Raw genomic sequence first — 18134 nt, 5'->3', positions numbered from 1 at the left:
GATAAAATCAGTCTCTTTCATAACATTATTTCAGCCTTATTCACGGCAGATAGTTTGCATAAAAATTCATCAGTATGCATAATAATGTTGTTTCTACCGCCATGATTGGGTGACTTATGCGAAGCTCGACTAAACAAGAAGAGTTAGTCAAAGCGTTTAAAGCGCTACTTAAAGAAGAAAAATTCAGTTCTCAGGGAGAGATCGTCCAGGCGTTGCAGGAAGAGGGCTTCGAAAATATCAATCAGTCCAAAGTGTCCCGCATGCTGACGAAGTTCGGCGCGGTACGCACGCGCAACGCGAAAATGGAAATGGTCTACTGCCTGCCCGCAGAACTGGGCGTGCCAACGACCTCCAGCCCGTTAAAGAATCTGGTGCTGGATATCGACTATAACGATGCCGTTGTGGTTATTCATACCAGTCCCGGTGCGGCGCAGCTAATTGCGCGTTTGCTGGACTCGCTGGGTAAAGCGGAAGGTATCCTTGGCACTATCGCGGGCGATGACACGATCTTTACCACGCCTGCCCGCGATTTTACGGTGAAAGAACTGTACGAGGCGATCCTGGTCCTGTTCGAACAGGAGCTGTGATCCCCCTTCCCTCCAGACTACGCTGGGGGGAAATCTCCTTTCTACGCGGCATCAACCCGATAATCCCCTGCTTTTCCTTTAACACTTAGTGCGATCTGCGACTTTAATTCATTCACAAGGTGAATGATTCTTGAAGAAACCGCACGAAAAATCAAATGCCTCTATCCTGCTGATTTTTAATATCTTGTTAACATCTCTGCGCACAAATCATCCTTTTTTTATTCCATCGTGTTATAGCACGGGTTATCGTTAAAACTTATTAACGCAGGTTATAATTAGTCTGTTATTAATTTTCCGGGTGATTAGTGTATACTTGATTTTGTGATGAGGGTCACGAAATAAGACCCTTGCAAAAAAATTCGACGAGGTAAATAACATGAAAATGACAACGACTGTAGCCACCCTGAGCCTGCTTTCCGTTCTTTCCTTTGGCGCTTTTGCCGCTGACTCTATCTCCAGCGAACAAGCACTGAATCGCGAAGCTATCGGTACCGTCTCTGTAGGTGCGGTTGGCACCGCCCCGATGGACATGCGTGCCATGCTGGATGAGAAAGCTGCCGAGCAGGGCGCGTCCGCCTACCGCATTATCGAAGCGCGTACCGGCGACCAGTGGCATGCCACTGCCGAACTGTACAAATAAGTTAATTAAGTAAAACCATTTTCTCTACTGCGGCATCCCATAAAAAAGCGACACAAAACGCCATGCCGCGTGAATACACCTGTAAGGAATATAGATTATGAAAAACGTAATGATTATCGCATCCCTGGGCCTGGCTTCCCTTCTTTCCTTTGGTGCCGGAGCGGCTGCCCATCAGGTTAATGCTGAACAGGCACAGAACCTTCAGTCGATGGGTTCCATCTCAGCATCTGCTGTCGCAGGTAGCCCGATGGATATGCGTCATGAACTGGCAGTAAAAGCGGAAAAAGAAGGTGCCAGCAGCTATCGCATTACGGAAATGCGTACCGGCGACCACTGGCACGCGACCGCAGAATTGTACAAATAAACCCTCGTCGTCTGAACCGACGACCTTGCCCCCGTTCGCCGGGGGCTTTTTTTTAATGGCGCACGTTAAAACGTAATTGCCCTTCCAGTTCTTCTTCTACCTCATCAAATAACAGGATCAACGCACCGTAGCGGCGACGTTTCGTTTCGTTGAGATGGACGAAGTTGATCTCCAGCGGCAGAGGCAGCACATTGCCCATCATTACGTCCCATAGTGAATCCAGATCGTTTACCTGCTCGCTTCTCAGCGCAAACACGCGAGTGAATTCACGATAGAAGTCGCTTTGATTTTTTATTGTCGTAAAGTCAAAAGTATAAATTTTCATTGCCCGGTCCAAACCCAATGGGCAGCATCTGCCGCCCGGCTGCTTATAATCCCCCAATGTGCAGGGTTTTCACTTCCAGAAACTCATCCAGTCCCAGCACGGAACCTTCACGTCCCAGCCCCGACTCTTTTACGCCACCAAACGGCGCAACTTCGGTGGAGACCGCGCATTCGTTGACGCCAATCATGCCGCTTTCCAGCGCCTGAGAAACGCGGAAAATACGCTGCATATTCTGGGTATAGAAGTAGGCGGCAAGGCCAAACGGCGTATGGTTTGCACGCTGGATCACTTCATCTTCCGAGGTGAAACGGAAACAGGCCGCGACCGGACCGAACGTCTCTTCCTGTGCCAGTTTCATGCCGTCATTACAGTCGCCCAGCACCGTGGGCTGCCAGAAGTTACCGCCCAGCGCGTGCGCTTTGCCGCCGGCGAGGATTTTCGCGCCTTTACTGACAGCATCATCAATATGTTCACGCACTTTATCCACGGCAGATGGCTCAATCAGCGGGCCAACAATTACGCCCTCTTCCAGCCCATTTCCTACTTTTAGCGCACCGACGGCATCACTCAGCTTCTGGACAAAGCTGTCATAGATACGTTCATGGAGATAGAAACGGTTGACGCTCACGCAGACCTGCCCGGCGTTACGGAATTTGTTGGCGATGGCCCCCTGCACGGCAGCGTCAATGTCTGCATCGTCGAAAACGATATAAGGTGCGTTGCCCCCCAGTTCCATAGAGATTTTTTTCATGGTATCGGCGGAGTTGCGCACCAGCGTTTTGCCTACGGCGGTGGAGCCGGTAAAGGTGATTTTCCGCACGTCCGGGCTTGCCATGATCGCATCGCTGATCTCAGAGGTACTACCGGCCACCGCATTCAAAACGCCATCCGGTACGCCCGCTTTTTTTGCCAGTTGCAGTAGGGCGAAGGCGCTAAGCGGCGTATTATTTGCCGGTTTGATGACGCCAGTGCAGCCCGCCGCCAGCGCCGGGCCGAGTTTGCGGGTAAGCATCGCCATCGGGAAGTTCCATGGAGTGATCGCCGCCACCACGCCAACCGGTTCGCGCGTCGCCAGAATACGTGATCCTGGCTTCGCTGGCGGAATGATCTCACCGTTGGCGCGTTTCGCCTGCTCCGCAAACCACTGAATAAAGCTGGCGGCGTATTCCACCTCACCTTCAGCTTCTTTCAGCGGCTTCCCTTGCTCGGTGGTCATTAGCTGACCCAGCCAGCGTTTGTTTTCGATAATCAGTTGGTACCAGCGGTAGAGGATTTCCGAGCGCTGTTTGGCCGTTTTCGCCCGCCAGCCAGGAAAAGCCCGGCTGGCAGCGGCGATAGCCTCTTCGGTCTCTTTTTTACCGGCTTTTGCAACGCGGGTAATGACCTCGCCTGTTGCCGGGTTGACGACATCAAAGGTCGCGTCGAGCGTTTTCCAGACGCCATCTACCAGATACCCTGTTTGAAAGAGTTCGTGCTCCTGAAGTGTCTGTGCTGCCATGTGCCCTCCCGATGTGTTTCTTTTATAGCGTTTAAGTATAGCCATAAAAAAACCGACGCTTCTGGCGTCGGTTTAGATGGTTGGCAAAATAGCGTAACAGGGGAAACGCCGGGATTGGGTTCCCGGAGGGAGGCCCAACCCGGTGGTCGCCCCGATATCCGCGGGCGGTTTGCATCAACCTCAGCCGATGCGTTTTCCATTGAGTGCCAGATACTTAGCGGGTGGTTAAAGCATGTTGATATTTATGCAGCATGTCGACCAGCCGGTAAACCGGCTCGGTAACCTGTGGCGAGGCCTGCCAGTAGCGCAGTTTTTCCTGATAAACATCAAGTTCCTCAAGCAGTTCGGTAAAACAGAGACGACGCTTATCGTCATTACTGGCGGAAATGACCCGGTCAGCAGTATGCCTGAGCCGACGATGGAAGGCCGAGAGATCGTCGTTAATCGGGACTGGCGCGTCACGCAGGCGTTGATGCGCGATGATCAGCGTCAGCGCCAGGCGGAATTTCGCCACGTCGCCGGGAAATTTGTTCAACAGCAGAAAGAGTTGTTGATAGAGCGCGGGCAGATGATTCTCTTTACGCCGGGCCATGTTGGTCGTCATCGCCGATACCGCCGCAGAAACAAACTGGTTTAACAGCACACGTCCGGTACGCGTCCGGGAGTTATCACGCACCAGCAGGATCACCATCAGCGCCAGTGAACACCCCACCAGTTGCCCCAGCGCGCTGTCGAGAAACTGGCTAAAATGGAACGTCATCGGGTTATCCAGCACGATGATATTAATGGTGCTCGCCAGCGCCCCCAGCGATCCGAGGCGTCTTTTCTGCACTTCAATTCCGATAAAGAAGGCCAGCACCGCCAGACTGATACACAGCAGCAGCATACTTTGCTGGGTAGAAGGTATGATGACCAGGAAGAACAGTGCCCCCAGCGGCAGCGCCACCAGTGTGCCAAAAAGGAAATCTATCGCCACCATGCGCGGATTTGGCAGGCGCATCGCCAGAGCAGTCACGACGGCAATCATCACCATTGCACCGCTACCGGAGGTCCAGCCGGTCCACAGCCAGAAAAGCGTACCGAGAATGCACGACAGCGTGGTGCGCCAGAAGTTAACCATCGCATGATGGCGCTCGGCTGAGTCCAGCCTGACGATCACTTCTCCCTGCAGGACGTCCTCTTCTACCGCGCTGATTTTGGCATTTCCCACCACGCCCCGTTTTAAAAGCTGATAGCGCGTAGCCGCGGCGACCCAGCTATAGACGGTAACGGGAGTTTCGCGCTCGCCGGTCCAGACCAGCAGGCGGCGAATACGCTTCAACTGCTTATGCACGTCCTGCGCGTTCTCCACCGGCGTGGAAAAAATCTCGCGCCAGGTATCTGTCACCAGTTCCGGGCGCGTATTCTGCATAATATAGGTTTCGCACGCCTGGGTAATGAGCGTCAGAGAGACCGTGTTAAGCGCTTTCAGGCGGCGGCCCGCGCGCGACCAGCGGGACGATTCCATCAGCAAATTCCCGCGCATCCCCTCCAGAGCCGCTGTGCGGCGTACCAGCGTCCCCCAGGCATTATCCAGCTCCTCGCTATCCCCGTGCTGAATACAACGCTGCATCAGGCGATACTGTTCCACCAGCAGATTATCCAGCTCAAGATCGATAACTTGCTTAATGGAACGTGGGGAGAACAGCAGATCCGCGACAATAGCGCAGACGATACCAATGACGATTTCGCTACAGCGCTCGACGGCAAACTGCGGCGTCAGCAACGGTTCCGTCTGGATGGTGATGACGATGATCAGCGCCGTATAGCCCGCCAGCCCCCAGGCATAGGAGTTTTCGACGCGCACCAGCGACGAGACCCAGGTACAAAATCCGGCCCAGACGCAACACACCAGCACCATCAGCAGCGGCGCGCGGATCATCAGGATGATGATGGTCAGCGCGGCGATACAGCCGATAAACGTCCCGACGATACGCAGCATACCGCGATAGCGGATCGCCCCGGACCAGGGTTCGCCACCCGCCGCAAATGCCGGACCTGCCGCGACAATTGCCGCCGTCAGCACCGCCCAGCGCGGAGTTTCAAGCTGGAAATGAAAACCGACAAACAGCGCCAGCACGATGGCACAGGCCAGCTTGATAGCAAAGCGGACATGCTGAGTGGCAATGGAGAAAATACCCATAGCGCTTAGCCGAACTCACGCAGGCGCAGCGCCAGTTTCTGAAAGAATGACATCTGCCGGACATCACGATCCTGGGCACCGGTAATAACGACCGTGGCTGTCGTCCCCGCCGGCCAGACATTTTCCCCCTGACTGTCCAGACGGATGCGTACCGGCACGCGCTGCGCCAGACGAACCCATTCCAGGTTTGAATCAACGGTCGCCATGCCTTTTGCATCGTTGCTGCTGCTGGCATTGGTTACCCCAGCCGAAATGCTGTCGACGGTGCCTTTAATCACCCGGTTACTGCCCAGCGGCGTTATTTCCGCCCGGTAGCCGGGACGCACGCCCTCAAGTTTGGTCTCTTCCATATAGGCCTGAATGTAAAAGCTGTTTTGTTTCACCAGCGCCACGGCGGTAGAGCCACGGGTAATAAACTCACCGCTGTATACGTTCAGGTTAGTTACCCAGCCATCTGCGGGGGCACGAATGACCGTGCGTTCTAAATCAAGTTTCGCCAGATCGCGCGTGGCCTCGGCTTTCGCCAGTTGATGTTCTACGGTTTGCAGAACGTTGTTGGCCTGGTCAATTTCTTCGCGCGACATTGCCTGGACGCCTAACTGATTGCGTCGTCCGGCCTCGCGGCGTTTTTCACTGGTCAGCGCCTTATAGTAGGCAACGTCAGCATCCGCTTCTTCAACGGCTTTCTGATAGCGCGGCTGGTCGATGGTAAACAGTACCTGATCCTTTTTGACCAGTTGGTTATCGTGCACCTCAACCTGAGTGATCAGCCCGGCGACATCCGGGGCAATAGCCACCACGTCCGCGCTAAAGCGGGCGTCACGCGTCCACGGCGATTCCGTGTAATAGACCCACGCGTGGAAGATGGCCGTAAAAGCCAGCAGTACCAGTATCAGCGTAATGGCCGTACGGGAAATTTTTCTTGTTAGTGTTTTCACATCCACCTCAGACGAACAAACGCGATATTAAATAGAACAGGCAGCAATACAACGCGGTATTGAAAAGTGCAGGATGCCAGACAAAATCGTAGATCCCGGTGGGGACCAGCACACGATGCACCACCCAGAAGAGGGCCAGAGACAATAGCAATTCAAAGAAGATCGGCGGAAACGACAAGCCGAAAATCACAATGACGGGAAACAGACTCATGTTGACCTTGATTAGAGAGAGTGCAGGCGAGTGCGATGTATTAGTTATATGGCTAACAATATATTAGCGTAACAGTTATGCAGTGATCTATATTATGTGATCTAAATCACTTTTAAGCCAGAGTGAACAATGGAACGACTTAAACGCATGTCAGTTTTTGCCAAAGTAGTGGAACACGGCTCGTTTACCGCCGCGGCCAGACAGCTACAAATGAGCGTTTCTTCGCTCAGCCAGACGGTATCCAAACTGGAAGATGAATTGCAGGTTAAGCTGTTAAACCGCAGTACGCGTAGCCTCGCCCTGACCGAAGCCGGCAAAATTTACTACCAGGGCTGTCGCCGGATGATGCATGAAGTACAGGATGTTCACGAGCAACTCTATGCGTTTAATAACACGCCGATTGGCACCTTGCGGATTGGCTGTTCTTCAACCATGGCACAAAATGTCCTTGCGGGCCTTACTGCCGGGATGCTGAAAGAGTATCCGGGGCTGGCGGTGAATCTGGTCACCGGCATTCCCGCGCCGGATCTTATCGCCGACGGGCTGGACGTGGCGATCCGGGTGGGCGCGTTACAGGATTCGAGCCTGTTTTCCCGGCGGCTGGGCGCAATGCCGATGGTGGTGTGCGCGGCGCAAAGCTATCTTCAGCATGCAGGTATGCCGGAGAAACCCGCAGATCTTGCCAGTCATTCGTGGCTGGAGTACAGCGTGCGTCCGGATAATGAATTCGAGCTGATCGCGCCGGAAGGCATTTCAACCCGTCTGATCCCCGAAGGACGGTTTGTGACTAACGATCCCATGACCCTCACCCGCTGGCTGGTGGCCGGAGCCGGGATCGCCTATGTGCCGTTGATGTGGGTAATTAATGAGATTAACCGTGGCGAGCTGGAGATCCTGCTGCCGCGTTATCAGTCCGATCCACGCCCGGTTTATGCGCTGTATACCGAAAAAGATAAGCTGCCGCTGAAGGTGCAGGTGTGTATTAATGCGCTGACGGATTATTTTGTCGATGTGGCGAGGGTATATCAGGAGATGCGCGGGCGGGGGAAAGAATTACGCTAGCGCTGCCGCACCGTGTTGCTCTGCCCGGTGGCGCTGCGCTTACCGGGCCTACGGATATGTGCAACGAATTGCTGTTAACTATTTGATATACAATGAACTCCAGGCCGGGTCAGGCGCAGCCGCCACCCGGCAACGCGGTGGTAAAAGCGTTACGCCGTGCCGCCTACCGTCAGATTGTCAACTTTCAAGGTTGGCTGGCCGACGCCCACGGGCAGACTCTGCCCCTCTTTGCCGCAAACACCCACGCCTTTATCCAGCTTCAGATCGTTACCGACCATTGAGATTTGCTGCATCGCTTCAATCCCGGAACCGATAAGCGTCGCGCCTTTTACTGGCGTGGTTACTTTGCCGTTTTCGATCAGATAAGCTTCAGAGGTAGAGAAAACGAATTTGCCGGAGGTGATATCCACCTGACCACCGCCGAAATTCGGCGCATAGATGCCGTATTCCACAGATTCGATGATTTCCTGCGGCGTGGATTTGCCTGCCAGCATATAGGTATTGGTCATGCGCGGCATTGGCAAATGGGCATAGGACTCACGGCGGCCGTTGCCGGTCGGCGCGACGCCCATCAGACGTGCATTAAGTTTGTCCTGCATATAGCCTTTCAGCACGCCGTTTTCGATCAGCGTGTTGTACTGACCCGGCACGCCTTCGTCATCAATCGAGACTGAGCCACGGCGATCGGCAATGGTGCCGTCATCCACCACGGTACACAATTCAGATGCCACCAGTTCCCCGATATGACCGCTGAACACCGACGTACCGCGACGGTTGAAATCGCCTTCCAGACCGTGACCGACCGCTTCGTGCAGCAGTACGCCAGGCCAGCCTGCGCCCAATACCACCGGCAGCGTTCCCGCCGGTGCCGCAACGGCGGAGAGGTTTACCAGCGCCATCCGCACCGCCTCTTTCGCCCACGCATCGGCACGCACGTCGCCGTCTTCATCGGAGAGGAAATACTCATAGCCGAAGCGACCGCCGCCACCGCTGGCCCCGCGTTCACGTTTGCCGTCCTCTTCCACCTGGACGCTTACCGATAAGCGCACCAGCGGACGCACATCAGCCGCCAGCGTGCCGTCAGTGGCCGCCACGAGGATGAGTTCATAAACGCCGGTCAGACTGGCGGACACTTCCTGCACGCGTTTGTCTGCCGCACGTGCCACGCCGTCAACCCGACGCAGAATATCAAGCTTCTCTTCGCGACTCATGCTTTGCAGCGGATCGATGCTGGTATACAGCGCGCGATGTTCCACAGCCCCCAGCGTCTGCACACGACCGTCGCCCGCATCACGCACGATAGTGCGAGCCGCCAGCGCGCTCTGCTCCAGCGCCAGTTTGCTGATCTGATCGGCGTAGGCAAAACCGGTTTTTTCGCCGCTCACCGCGCGCACGCCAACGCCCTGGTCGATGTTGTACGAGCCATCTTTAATAATGCGGTCTTCTAAAACCCAGGATTCGTGGTAGCTCGACTGGAAATAGAGATCGCCATAATCCAGGCGACGCTCAGTTAACTGGCCAAGAATGGCAAACAGATCCTGATGGTTCAGGCCGTTTGCAGAAAGCAGGTGTTCACTTACCAGGTTCAGACTCATTATTTTGCTACTCTTTGGTTGCCAGCGCGGCTGGCGATAAAAAAACGTCTCTATTGAGAGTGAGGCAATTCATAGCTGACGTCAAATCATTGCTTTTTACTGTCGCGCGTTTGACGCAGCACTTCGTTGATTTGCGGCTTGTCTATCGGGCCGGTAATGCGGTAGCGCAGAATAGAGACTTTGTTCCATAGCGGCCCCAGCACTTTACTGGCCGCGAAGACAGCTGCACCGACAATCGGGTTAACGGCAAATGCGGCGGCAACGCCGACGGTGGCGGAGATTTCCGGGGCGACTACCGCTTCCATATCCAGCTCGCGGCGCACCAGGTTGACCGAGCCTTTCATCGCGATATCTGCTTCCAGGCCGTCGACCAGCGTGTCGTCGGTATGCAACGTGCCGTCTTTGATCCAGGCGGTACTGTGGATGGAGTCAAACCAGAAACCTTCGCTGAACGTATCACTGAAATCAAAGCGCAGCTTACGCAGCAGCGCATCGACGCTAATCAGACGCAGCAACTGCCCGGCATGGCCGGTGCTGATATCGGTGAATTCCCCTTTACTTAGCCGCGTATGGAGCACGCCGTTTAACGAAGAAACATCCGGCTGCCACGGCGCGTCGCGCCAGTGCAAATCGTAATCGACATTGAATGAGGAGTCGCGGATTGGCGTAGCAACGCCGAAGAATCCCAGCGTCGCATCCAGCTTGCGGCCGTTAATTTTTCCTTTCAGCGATGTACGCTCGTTGCCCTGACCGTTAACCCATACGCCGTCGGCGGTCAGACGACCAAAGCCCGTATCAATCAGGCCATTCGCCAGCGTCAGCGTGTCACCTTTAATCGTGAAATCGCCGTCGATTCGACCGTATTTTTGCCCCCAGAACCAGCATTCTGCACAGCGTAACTGCACATCAGGCCAGCCGCTAAAATTGACTTTACTGGTGCTGAACGGCGCACTGGATGTTGCATTACTGGTCGCTTTTGCGCTCGGATTAAAATAGAGATAGCGGATCGCAGCCAGCCACGGGGCGTTATCACGCATGGTCAGCGTGGCGTTGATCTCACGGCCCTGGGCATCAACTTGCGTGCCGCCCGCGATCGGCTGCGAGACGAGGCTCAGGTTATTCCACTGCTGTCCCCCGAGGGCCAGCGCTGGCGTGCGTAACGTAATGTTTTGCGGGAAACGCGCCGCGCCACTGACATTATCTGCGGCCCCTTTCTGGAACAGCGCCAGCCATTCGGCACCATCCATCGGCGGTAAATTAAGCTCAATCCCCTGCTGTGGCGGTAATGGCGGCACGGTACGGCTGTCAGTGGTCAGAATGGCGCGATCCAGCGTCAGCTTCTTATCGAGTAACCAGCGGCTGTTGAAGTGGCTTTCTGCCCCGAGGCTACCGGTCAGATCGAAATGATTCAGGTCGCCTTTTGCATTTACGGTCATCGGCAGAGGCGTTCCTGCGGATTTGCTCGCTGGTGCAGGTAAGTGACTGCTTACATTTTTCAAATCGCCGGTCAGCGCGACGTCATAATGGGTCCCGCCGCGATAAGGCAATTCGACGCCGACTTTGCCCTGCCACGGAATAGTGCCGCTTAACGCATCGTTAAGCTGCTTCGGCAGGATCCCGGTACGCGCAGGCTGCCAGTTAGCGTCCATATTGACCGCGACCTGATACGCTTTTTCGCCTTCCGTGGTGGAGAAATTCACATTGAGCGGCTGATTAAACCAGTTAGCCTGCATCGGTTCACTTTGCAGATTGCCGTTCACAAAGCGAAAAGCACCGCTCAGATTTTTTAACGTCGAATCCAGCGGTTTGATATACAGGCTATTGTTTTTCAGCACCACATTGCCTTCCGCGGTCACCTTCTCACCGTCCAGCGGAATATCGAGATGTAAGCGAGCATTCACATCGCCATCAAGCTGGAGCTGTTGCAGGGTTGCGCCCAGCGAGTCATCCAGCGGCGTTTTTTCAAAGTAAGGACCCACTTCTTTGCCCGGACCGTTCAGATCGGCGTCAATCAGCAGTTTTTCTTTAACGTAGTCGGGGATAACAGCATGAACATTCCGTGCATTGACGCCGCCAAGCTGCGCGGTATCGGCTTTCATCCACAGGCCATCGTTAATGAAGTCGAGATCGATATCCTGTTTAGTCAGCGCAGGCCAGTTTGGCTGGAAGGCAAAGGTAGCGTTACGTACCGGGACATAAATCTCAAACTGACCTTCATTATGCTTATAAGGGAACAGGCGTGGGTTACCGCCATACACTATCGTTGCGTTTTCAGCCTGGCCCCCCTGAATGGCGCTGCTGAGATAATCCACCAGCTTTTTGCCCATCAGGTTCTGTGGAAAATAGCGCCATGCCTGAGATGCGTCGCTGGCATTTGCCCCCGCCAGGATGCCCAGCCAGGGCTGATCGCCCTTCGGTTGCAGGTAGCGGAAGTTCCCTGCGCCGCGTACCCCTTTCGCCTGAACATCAATATTACGTCCATCGAGCATGAAACCGTGTTCATTCTTGATCCAGTTAAGCGTGGCCACCCCTTTTTCGATTTCCAGCGGCGCACGGAAGACCAGATCGTAAGGCATTTTCGCTTCGGTCATGGAGGCCGTCAGTGAGGCATTATCCACGCTACCAGTCAGTTGACCGGAGAAGTGTTCGGCACCGGGCAGCATTTTCCACTGCTTCCATTGCAGATTTTGCCAGGAAGCGTTGAAGCGCGTTTTGTCCGTTGCCTTTAACGGAATATCCAGCGCAAGCGCGTCAATCTGTCCCGCAGGCTGGGTCGCCCGCCAGATCTCTCCCAATTTGGGCGAAATCTTTTCGGCGATGGGTAGCAAACCGTCGAGACCGCTCAGTTCCAGATGGCTGGCACGAACGCGGAACTCATCACTCTGGACACGATTACTGCCCCCCACGTCCTGCGCGGGGATCCACGCCAGCGCCAGCGCGCCTCGCGGCCAGGGTTTATCGTCAATGGTAATGCGGGTATCGGGAATGCGGAATTCCCATCCGGCCTTGCCGCCTGAAACGTGGGCCGTCAGGTTATCAACGGAAAGGTGATGCATTTCCTCACCGCCCTTCCAGCTTGCGCCGCCTTTTTTCAGCCAGACGTCGCCGCCTGAAATATCACCTTTAGTGAGATCGACCCAGCCTTCGAGGCTGAATTGTGCGGTTTCAAACGCGACGTTATCCTGCATCCAGCGTCCTAGCCACGGCTTGACGTCAATATCGTCTGCCTGCACCCAGACTTTACCGTCGTTCAGCAGACCGTTATCGTCGCGTAAGTCCATGCGCACTTTCATGATGCCGTGCTGCCCGGTGAGGCTGGATAAGCTGACTTCGCCTTCCGCACGATGGCGGTTGCGGCCATTAAGCCAGGTAAGCTGGGGGATCGCCAGTTCCGCACGTTGTCCGGAAAGGGTCAGAAAGCTGATATGGCTGTCGCGCAGGTCGAAATGGTCGAACTGGCGCAGAAAGAGATCGCTGATGCGATCGGTTTTGATGCCTTCACCACTGTTTTGCAGTAAAGGCGTGTTGGTAGTGAACTGAAGCTGCCAGAACGTGAGGTCGCGAAATTGCCAGCGCATATGCAGCAGGCTTTGCCATACGTCGAGCGCCAGCGTAACCCGCTTTATCGAAACCTGACCGCCATCTTTGAGCCGGGCGCTGATATCGCGCGCATCCAGCGTCGGGCCAAAGTTTTCCCAACTGGCATGAAGTTTACTGGCATCAACCGGCACGCCGGTGGAGGATTCAATTTTTGCCAGCAGCGCCGGACGCCATTTATCCAGCTGTGGCAGGGCAAGGCGCAGGCCGCTCACTGCCAGGGCAACGATGACAGCAAGCGTGGCACCTGTAAGCAGTAAAATCCCCGGCAATCGCCTCACGCCTTTCTCCTTGTCCGCCGTACCACGGCAGACTGTTGTATTACATCATCACCACATCAAACTGCTCCTGATTATAGAGCGGTTCAATCTGGACTTTGACTTGCTTACCGACGAAGATTTCGACTTCAGCCAGCGCGTGAGACTCTTCACCTTTGAGGGTTTCTGCCACCGCAGGAGAAGCGTAGACCAGAAAACGGTCGGAGTCGTAGGCATGATGCACGCGCACGATTTCGCGCATGATTTCATAGCACACGCTTTCCACCGTTTTCACCGTCCCGCGACCGTGGCAGGTCGGGCATTCATTGCACAGCACGTGCTCGACGCTTTCGCGCGTGCGCTTGCGGGTCATCTCGACCAGGCCGAGCTGCGAGAAGCCGTTGATGCTGGTTTTCACCCGATCTTTGCTCAGCGCCTGCTCAAGGGAATGGAGCACCCGGCGGCGGTGGTCATCGTTACTCATATCGATAAAGTCGATGATAATGATACCGCCGAGATTGCGCAGCCGGAGCTGACGCGCAATCGCCTGTGTGGCTTCGATGTTGGTGTTGAAAATGGTGTCGTCGAGATTACGGTGGCCGACAAACGCGCCGGTGTTGATATCGACGGTGGTCATCGCCTCGGTTTGATCGATGATCAGATAGCCGCCGGATTTCAGTTCAACTTTACGCTCCAGCGCCCGCTGTATTTCATTCTCAACGTCAAAGAGATCGAAAATTGGCTGACGTCCGCTGTAATGTTCCAGCTTGCTGGTCATTTCCGGAATGTACTCGGCGGTAAACTCCAGCAGCGCTTCAAACGTCAGGCGGGAATCCACGCGAATACGATCAAGATGCGCATCGGCGAAATCACGCAGCACGCGCTGCGCCAGCGCCAGTTCCCCGTAGAGTTGATAACGGGTTTGATGGCGTTTTTTACGCTCCATCACTTTGGTCCAGACGCGCTTCAGGTAAGCTGCATCGGCCGCCAAATCCTCATCACACACGCCTTCAGCCGCGGTGCGGATAATAAATCCGCCCTGCTCGTCACAATAGTCAGCGACGATTTTTTTCAGGCGGTCACGTTCCACTTCGCTCTCAATACGCTGTGAAACGCCGACGTGAGAGGCACCCGGCATAAACACCAGATAACGGGAAGGAAGGGTGATATCCGTGGTCAGACGCGCGCCTTTGGTGCCGAGCGGATCTTTGACCACCTGCACCATCAGATCCTGCCCCTGACGCACCAGTTCGGAGATGTCACGGACGATAAATTGCTTTTGTTCTTCACCGGCCACGCATTCGGTATGCGGCATAATGTCGGAGGCGTGAAGGAACGCGGCTTTGTCGAGGCCAATATCTACAAATGCCGCCTGCATACCGGGAAGGACACGACTCACGCGACCTTTGTAGATATTGCCTACAATTCCACGTCGGGCTTCACGCTCAATGTGAATTTCCTGGAGAATACCGCCGTCAATATACGCCACACGGGTTTCCGAAGGCGTTACGTTTACCAACAATTCAGCCGTCATGTTTATCCCTTTGCTCACGCAGTGAGTTAAAGTTATTCAGCAACTCATACGTTTCCACCAGCGGTAAGCCGACTACGGCGTGATAGCTGCCATTAATCTTCCTGACGAAACAGCCACCCAGCCCCTGAATACCGTATGCACCTGCTTTATCCTGAGGTTCACCGCTGGCAACGTAGCCGGCGATATCCTCTTCAGAGAGTACCCTGAAGGTGACCTCTGTCGCTACAAGACTTTCAAGCACCGACTGCCGGTCTGCCAGCGCCACCGCAGTCAGCACCTGGTGCGTCTGCCCGGAAAGGCCGCGCAGCATGGCGGCGGCGTGTGCGTCATCTCGCGGTTTTTCAAGCACCTCGCCGTGCAGGACGACGATGGTATCCGCCCCCAGCACCGGGCGGTCGGTGGCCGCCATTGCGACACCCGCCTGCGCTTTTTCCCGCGCCAGACGGGTGACGTAATGCGCCGCACTTTCGCCCGGCTGACGCTGCTCTTCAATGCCAGGAACGATGCGCTCGAATGATACGCCCAGTTGAGTCAACAGCTCCTGACGACGCGGGGAACCGGAAGCAAGATAAAGCACTGTCATGAGAGACCTTATTGCACCGCAAATTGCTGGCGGATTTTGCGCATCAGCAGGAACAGCCAGGGCCAGAGTACGCCGTTTACGACACTACTCCAGAATACTTCCGGCCGGAAAGAGACGTTGATCACTAAAAACTCGGCCCAGAACACGATGATATCGGTGGCAAGCGAAAGCAGCATCACCACCAGCGCCTGTTGCCAGAGCGCCAGGTTGCGGAATAACTGATATTTCAATGCCACCAGATAAGCAATGATGCTTAATGCCAGGGCGCGAACGCCCAGCGTGGAACCGCTGATGAGATCCAGTATGGCACCCATTAATAAACCGGTGCCCACATTGACCCGATGCGGCAGCGCCAGCGCCCAGTACAGCAGGATTAGCAATACCCAGTTTGGCCGGAAAACAATGATGTTATCCGGCCAGGGCATGATCTGTAACAGCAGTGCGACCAGGAAAGAGAGCCAGATAACCCATCGCCCCTGACTACGGTAACTTGCCACTACTGCCCTCCTGAAGAGGGAGGCTGCGGCTGCGGTGCAGGCGTAATGCCCGTTGCTGGCGCAGGTACGGGGGCAGGCGGCCCCATAGCGTCAGGTGCGGGAAGCACCTGCGGCATCATCTGCATCAGGCGCTCGTTCGCCACGCGATGCACATCTTCCGGCGTCATGGGATTGGTGCCTTCACGATCCGCTCCCCACAGCAGCAGCAAATAGCGCAGACGCTGCAAGCCAGCAGTAGGACGGGCCTGGATCACCGTATACGCGCGCTGGGTGTCAAGCTTCACCGATGACACCACGCCGACCGGATAACCTTCCGGGAAACGGCCGCCAAGACCTGACGTCACCAGCACGTCGCCGACGCGAATATCGGTGTTTGCAGGCAGATGTTCAAGCTGGAGGTCGTCGGTGCAGCCGTTACCGGCAGCAATGACACGGATGTCATTACGCAGCACCTGAATCGGCAACGCATGGGTGGCATCACAAATAAGCAGTACGCGGCTGGTCAGCTTCGCGACGGCAATAACCTGCCCGACCACGCCTTTATCACTAATGACCGGCTGGCCTTCGTAGACGCCGTTGGCACTTCCTTTGTCGATCACCACCTGATCGCTATAAGGATCGTTGACCGTTGAGATCACCTGAGTGACCATTTTTTGTTCATCCTGACGCAGCGGGGAACCCAGCAGCTCGCGCAACCGCGCGTTCTCCTGTTTGTACTGCCCCAGCATCAGCAGGTCGCTGTTTTTCAACAGCAGTTCCTGACGCAGCGCCCGGTTTTCAAGTTCGAGTTGATCGCGCGAGGCCAGCGTTTGCGACACGCTGTCGAGTAATTCGCGGGGACCATTTGAGACAAAATAGAAAGGACTGACGGCAGTGTCCATGTACGTTCGGATTTGGCTGAACGTACCAAGGCGGCTGTCGGCGATAATTACGCCGAGCGCCACCAGCACCGCCAGAATAAGGCGAATCTGTAGCGACGGGCCACGGCTAAAAATGGGCTTCATAGGCTATGCGTATTCTCGCGTCAGTTCAGGCTGGGGCGGCAGATAACGTCGCCCCAGCCTGAAGCCGACTACTCTTCGCTAAACAAGTCGCCGCCGTGTATGTCGATCATTTCCAGCGCCTTGCCGCCACCGCGCGCCACGCAGGTCAGCGGTTCTTCAGCAACAACAACTGGAATACCGGTTTCTTCCATTAACAGGCGATCGAGGTTACGCAGCAACGCACCGCCGCCGGTCAGAACCATACCGCGCTCGGAGATATCGGACGCCAGTTCCGGCGGACACTGCTCAAGCGCCACCATCACCGCGCTTACGATGCCGGTCAGCGGTTCCTGTAATGCTTCGAGGATTTCGTTAGAGTTTAGGGTAAAGCCACGCGGGACGCCCTCGGCCAGGTTACGACCACGAACTTCGATTTCGCGTACTTCGTCGCCCGGATAGGCAGAGCCAATTTCGTGCTTAATACGTTCTGCGGTCGCTTCACCAATCAGCGAGCCGTAATTACGACGCACATAATTAATGATGGCTTCATCGAAACGGTCACCGCCGATACGCACGGAAGAGGAGTAAACCACGCCGTTCAGGGAGATAACCGCGACTTCGGTTGTGCCGCCGCCGATATCCACCACCATAGAACCGGTGGCTTCAGAGACCGGCAGGCCAGCACCGATTGCCGCAGCCATCGGTTCTTCGATCAGGAACACTTCGCGGGCACCTGCGCCCTGCGCGGATTCACGGATGGCACGACGCTCAACCTGGGTAGCACCAACCGGTACACACACCAGCACGCGCGGGCTTGGACGCATAAAGCTGTTGCTGTGCACCTGCTTAATAAAGTGCTGAAGCATTTTTTCGGTCACGAAGAAGTCGGCGATAACACCGTCTTTCATCGGGCGGATCGCCGCGATGTTGCCCGGCGTACGGCCCAGCATTTGCTTCGCGTCATGACCGACAGCGGCGACGCTTTTCGGTGAACCGGCACGATCCTGACGAATGGCCACGACAGAAGGCTCATTCAATACGATGCCTTGTCCTTTTACATAAATAAGGGTATTCGCGGTACCCAGGTCAATGGACAGGTCATTGGAAAACATGCCACGAAATTTTTTCAACATACTAAGGGATAATCCTGAAAGCTGGGGCGGAGTACAAAATCCGCTTACTTTACCAACCACACGCAGCAGCGACAAGGCGCAAAAATCATCTGCTACGGTGAAAATTAGTGCAGTTCGTCACCTTTGTTACAAACTGATGCCTGACTCC

At 55.3% G+C, this 18134-nt stretch carries 16 protein-coding genes; 4 read left to right on the top strand and 12 right to left on the bottom strand.

From position 1 onward, the window contains the following. Positions 1-116 precede the first annotated feature (116 nt). The 3 genes from argR to yhcN (ACMGGS_RS09345) all read left to right on the top strand — a co-directional run bounded on the left by argR (position 117) and on the right by yhcN (ACMGGS_RS09345) (position 1591). Positions 117-587, top strand: coding sequence for a transcriptional regulator ArgR (gene argR, locus ACMGGS_RS09355; protein ID WP_103675627.1), 471 nt, complete (start codon positions 117-119; stop codon positions 585-587). A 376-nt stretch (positions 588-963) separates the two neighbouring features. Continuing rightward, positions 964-1227 (top strand): peroxide/acid stress response protein YhcN, encoded by a 264-nt coding sequence (yhcN, locus tag ACMGGS_RS09350; protein ID WP_414165856.1) that lies wholly within the window; start codon positions 964-966, stop codon positions 1225-1227. A gap of 97 nt (positions 1228-1324) precedes the next feature. After that, a complete protein-coding gene (gene yhcN / locus ACMGGS_RS09345; protein WP_414165855.1) occupies positions 1325-1591 on the top strand; it encodes a peroxide/acid stress response protein YhcN in 267 nt (88 codons plus the stop codon). Between the two features lie 52 nt (positions 1592-1643). Here yhcN (ACMGGS_RS09345) and ACMGGS_RS09340 read toward each other — a convergent pair whose 3' ends face one another. The 5 genes from ACMGGS_RS09340 to aaeX form a co-directional block, all read right to left on the bottom strand. Further along, positions 1644-1916: a hypothetical protein gene (locus ACMGGS_RS09340; protein ID WP_414165854.1), complete on the bottom strand. Its 273-nt coding sequence runs from the start codon at positions 1914-1916 to the stop codon at positions 1644-1646. Positions 1917-1959: 43 nt separating this feature from the next. Next, entirely contained in the window at positions 1960-3414 is a 1455-nt protein-coding gene (locus tag ACMGGS_RS09335; RefSeq protein WP_414165853.1) for an NAD-dependent succinate-semialdehyde dehydrogenase, read from the bottom strand. Between the two features lie 214 nt (positions 3415-3628). Beyond that, the gene (gene aaeB, locus ACMGGS_RS09330) at positions 3629-5596 is read right to left on the bottom strand and encodes a p-hydroxybenzoic acid efflux pump subunit AaeB (protein WP_414165852.1); all 1968 of its coding nucleotides are present in this window, start codon (positions 5594-5596) and stop codon (positions 3629-3631) included. A 5-nt stretch (positions 5597-5601) separates the two neighbouring features. Beyond that, the gene (gene aaeA / locus ACMGGS_RS09325) at positions 5602-6534 is read right to left on the bottom strand and encodes a p-hydroxybenzoic acid efflux pump subunit AaeA (protein WP_414165851.1); all 933 of its coding nucleotides are present in this window, start codon (positions 6532-6534) and stop codon (positions 5602-5604) included. 7 nt (positions 6535-6541) lie between these two features. Next, positions 6542-6745 carry a p-hydroxybenzoic acid efflux pump operon protein AaeX gene (gene aaeX / locus ACMGGS_RS09320; RefSeq protein ID WP_414165850.1) on the bottom strand — a complete coding sequence of 68 codons (204 nt, stop codon included), beginning with the start codon at positions 6743-6745 and terminating at the stop codon, positions 6542-6544. A gap of 129 nt (positions 6746-6874) precedes the next feature. Here aaeX and aaeR point away from each other — a divergent pair, with 129 nt between their 5' ends. Beyond that, the gene (gene aaeR, locus ACMGGS_RS09315) at positions 6875-7807 is read left to right on the top strand and encodes an HTH-type transcriptional activator AaeR (RefSeq protein WP_176920395.1); all 933 of its coding nucleotides are present in this window, start codon (positions 6875-6877) and stop codon (positions 7805-7807) included. 149 nt (positions 7808-7956) lie between these two features. On the opposite strand, the gene tldD is transcribed toward aaeR, so the two are convergent. The 7 genes from tldD to mreB all read right to left on the bottom strand — a co-directional run bounded on the left by tldD (position 7957) and on the right by mreB (position 17986). Beyond that, the gene (gene tldD / locus ACMGGS_RS09310) at positions 7957-9402 is read right to left on the bottom strand and encodes a metalloprotease TldD (RefSeq protein ID WP_414165849.1); all 1446 of its coding nucleotides are present in this window, start codon (positions 9400-9402) and stop codon (positions 7957-7959) included. An 86-nt stretch (positions 9403-9488) separates the two neighbouring features. Continuing rightward, on the bottom strand, positions 9489-13280 hold the full coding sequence (gene yhdP / locus ACMGGS_RS09305) for an AsmA2 domain-containing protein YhdP (RefSeq protein ID WP_414165848.1): 3792 nt from the start codon (positions 13278-13280) through the stop codon (positions 9489-9491). A 40-nt stretch (positions 13281-13320) separates the two neighbouring features. After that, positions 13321-14790: a ribonuclease G gene (gene rng / locus ACMGGS_RS09300; protein WP_414165847.1), complete on the bottom strand. Its 1470-nt coding sequence runs from the start codon at positions 14788-14790 to the stop codon at positions 13321-13323. Then, positions 14780-15373, bottom strand: a complete 594-nt coding sequence (locus ACMGGS_RS09295; protein WP_176920147.1) for a Maf family nucleotide pyrophosphatase — start codon at positions 15371-15373, stop codon at positions 14780-14782. Before ACMGGS_RS09295 ends, rng begins: the two co-directional genes overlap by 11 nt. A gap of 8 nt (positions 15374-15381) precedes the next feature. Continuing rightward, on the bottom strand, positions 15382-15870 hold the full coding sequence (gene mreD / locus ACMGGS_RS09290; protein WP_103675614.1) for a rod shape-determining protein MreD: 489 nt from the start codon (positions 15868-15870) through the stop codon (positions 15382-15384). Then, positions 15870-16874 (bottom strand): rod shape-determining protein MreC, encoded by a 1005-nt coding sequence (mreC, locus tag ACMGGS_RS09285; protein ID WP_176920148.1) that lies wholly within the window; start codon positions 16872-16874, stop codon positions 15870-15872. Before mreC ends, mreD begins: the two co-directional genes overlap by 1 nt. A 68-nt stretch (positions 16875-16942) precedes the next feature. Then, positions 16943-17986 carry a rod shape-determining protein MreB gene (mreB, locus tag ACMGGS_RS09280; protein ID WP_176920149.1) on the bottom strand — a complete coding sequence of 348 codons (1044 nt, stop codon included), beginning with the start codon at positions 17984-17986 and terminating at the stop codon, positions 16943-16945. Positions 17987-18134: the final 148 nt, after the last annotated feature.

This window comes from Superficieibacter sp. BNK-5 (assembly GCF_047456055.1).
GTDB lineage: Bacteria > Pseudomonadota > Gammaproteobacteria > Enterobacterales > Enterobacteriaceae > Superficieibacter.
The sequence above is the reverse complement of the archived record's forward strand: the minus strand, read 5'-3'. Positions and strand labels throughout refer to the sequence as shown.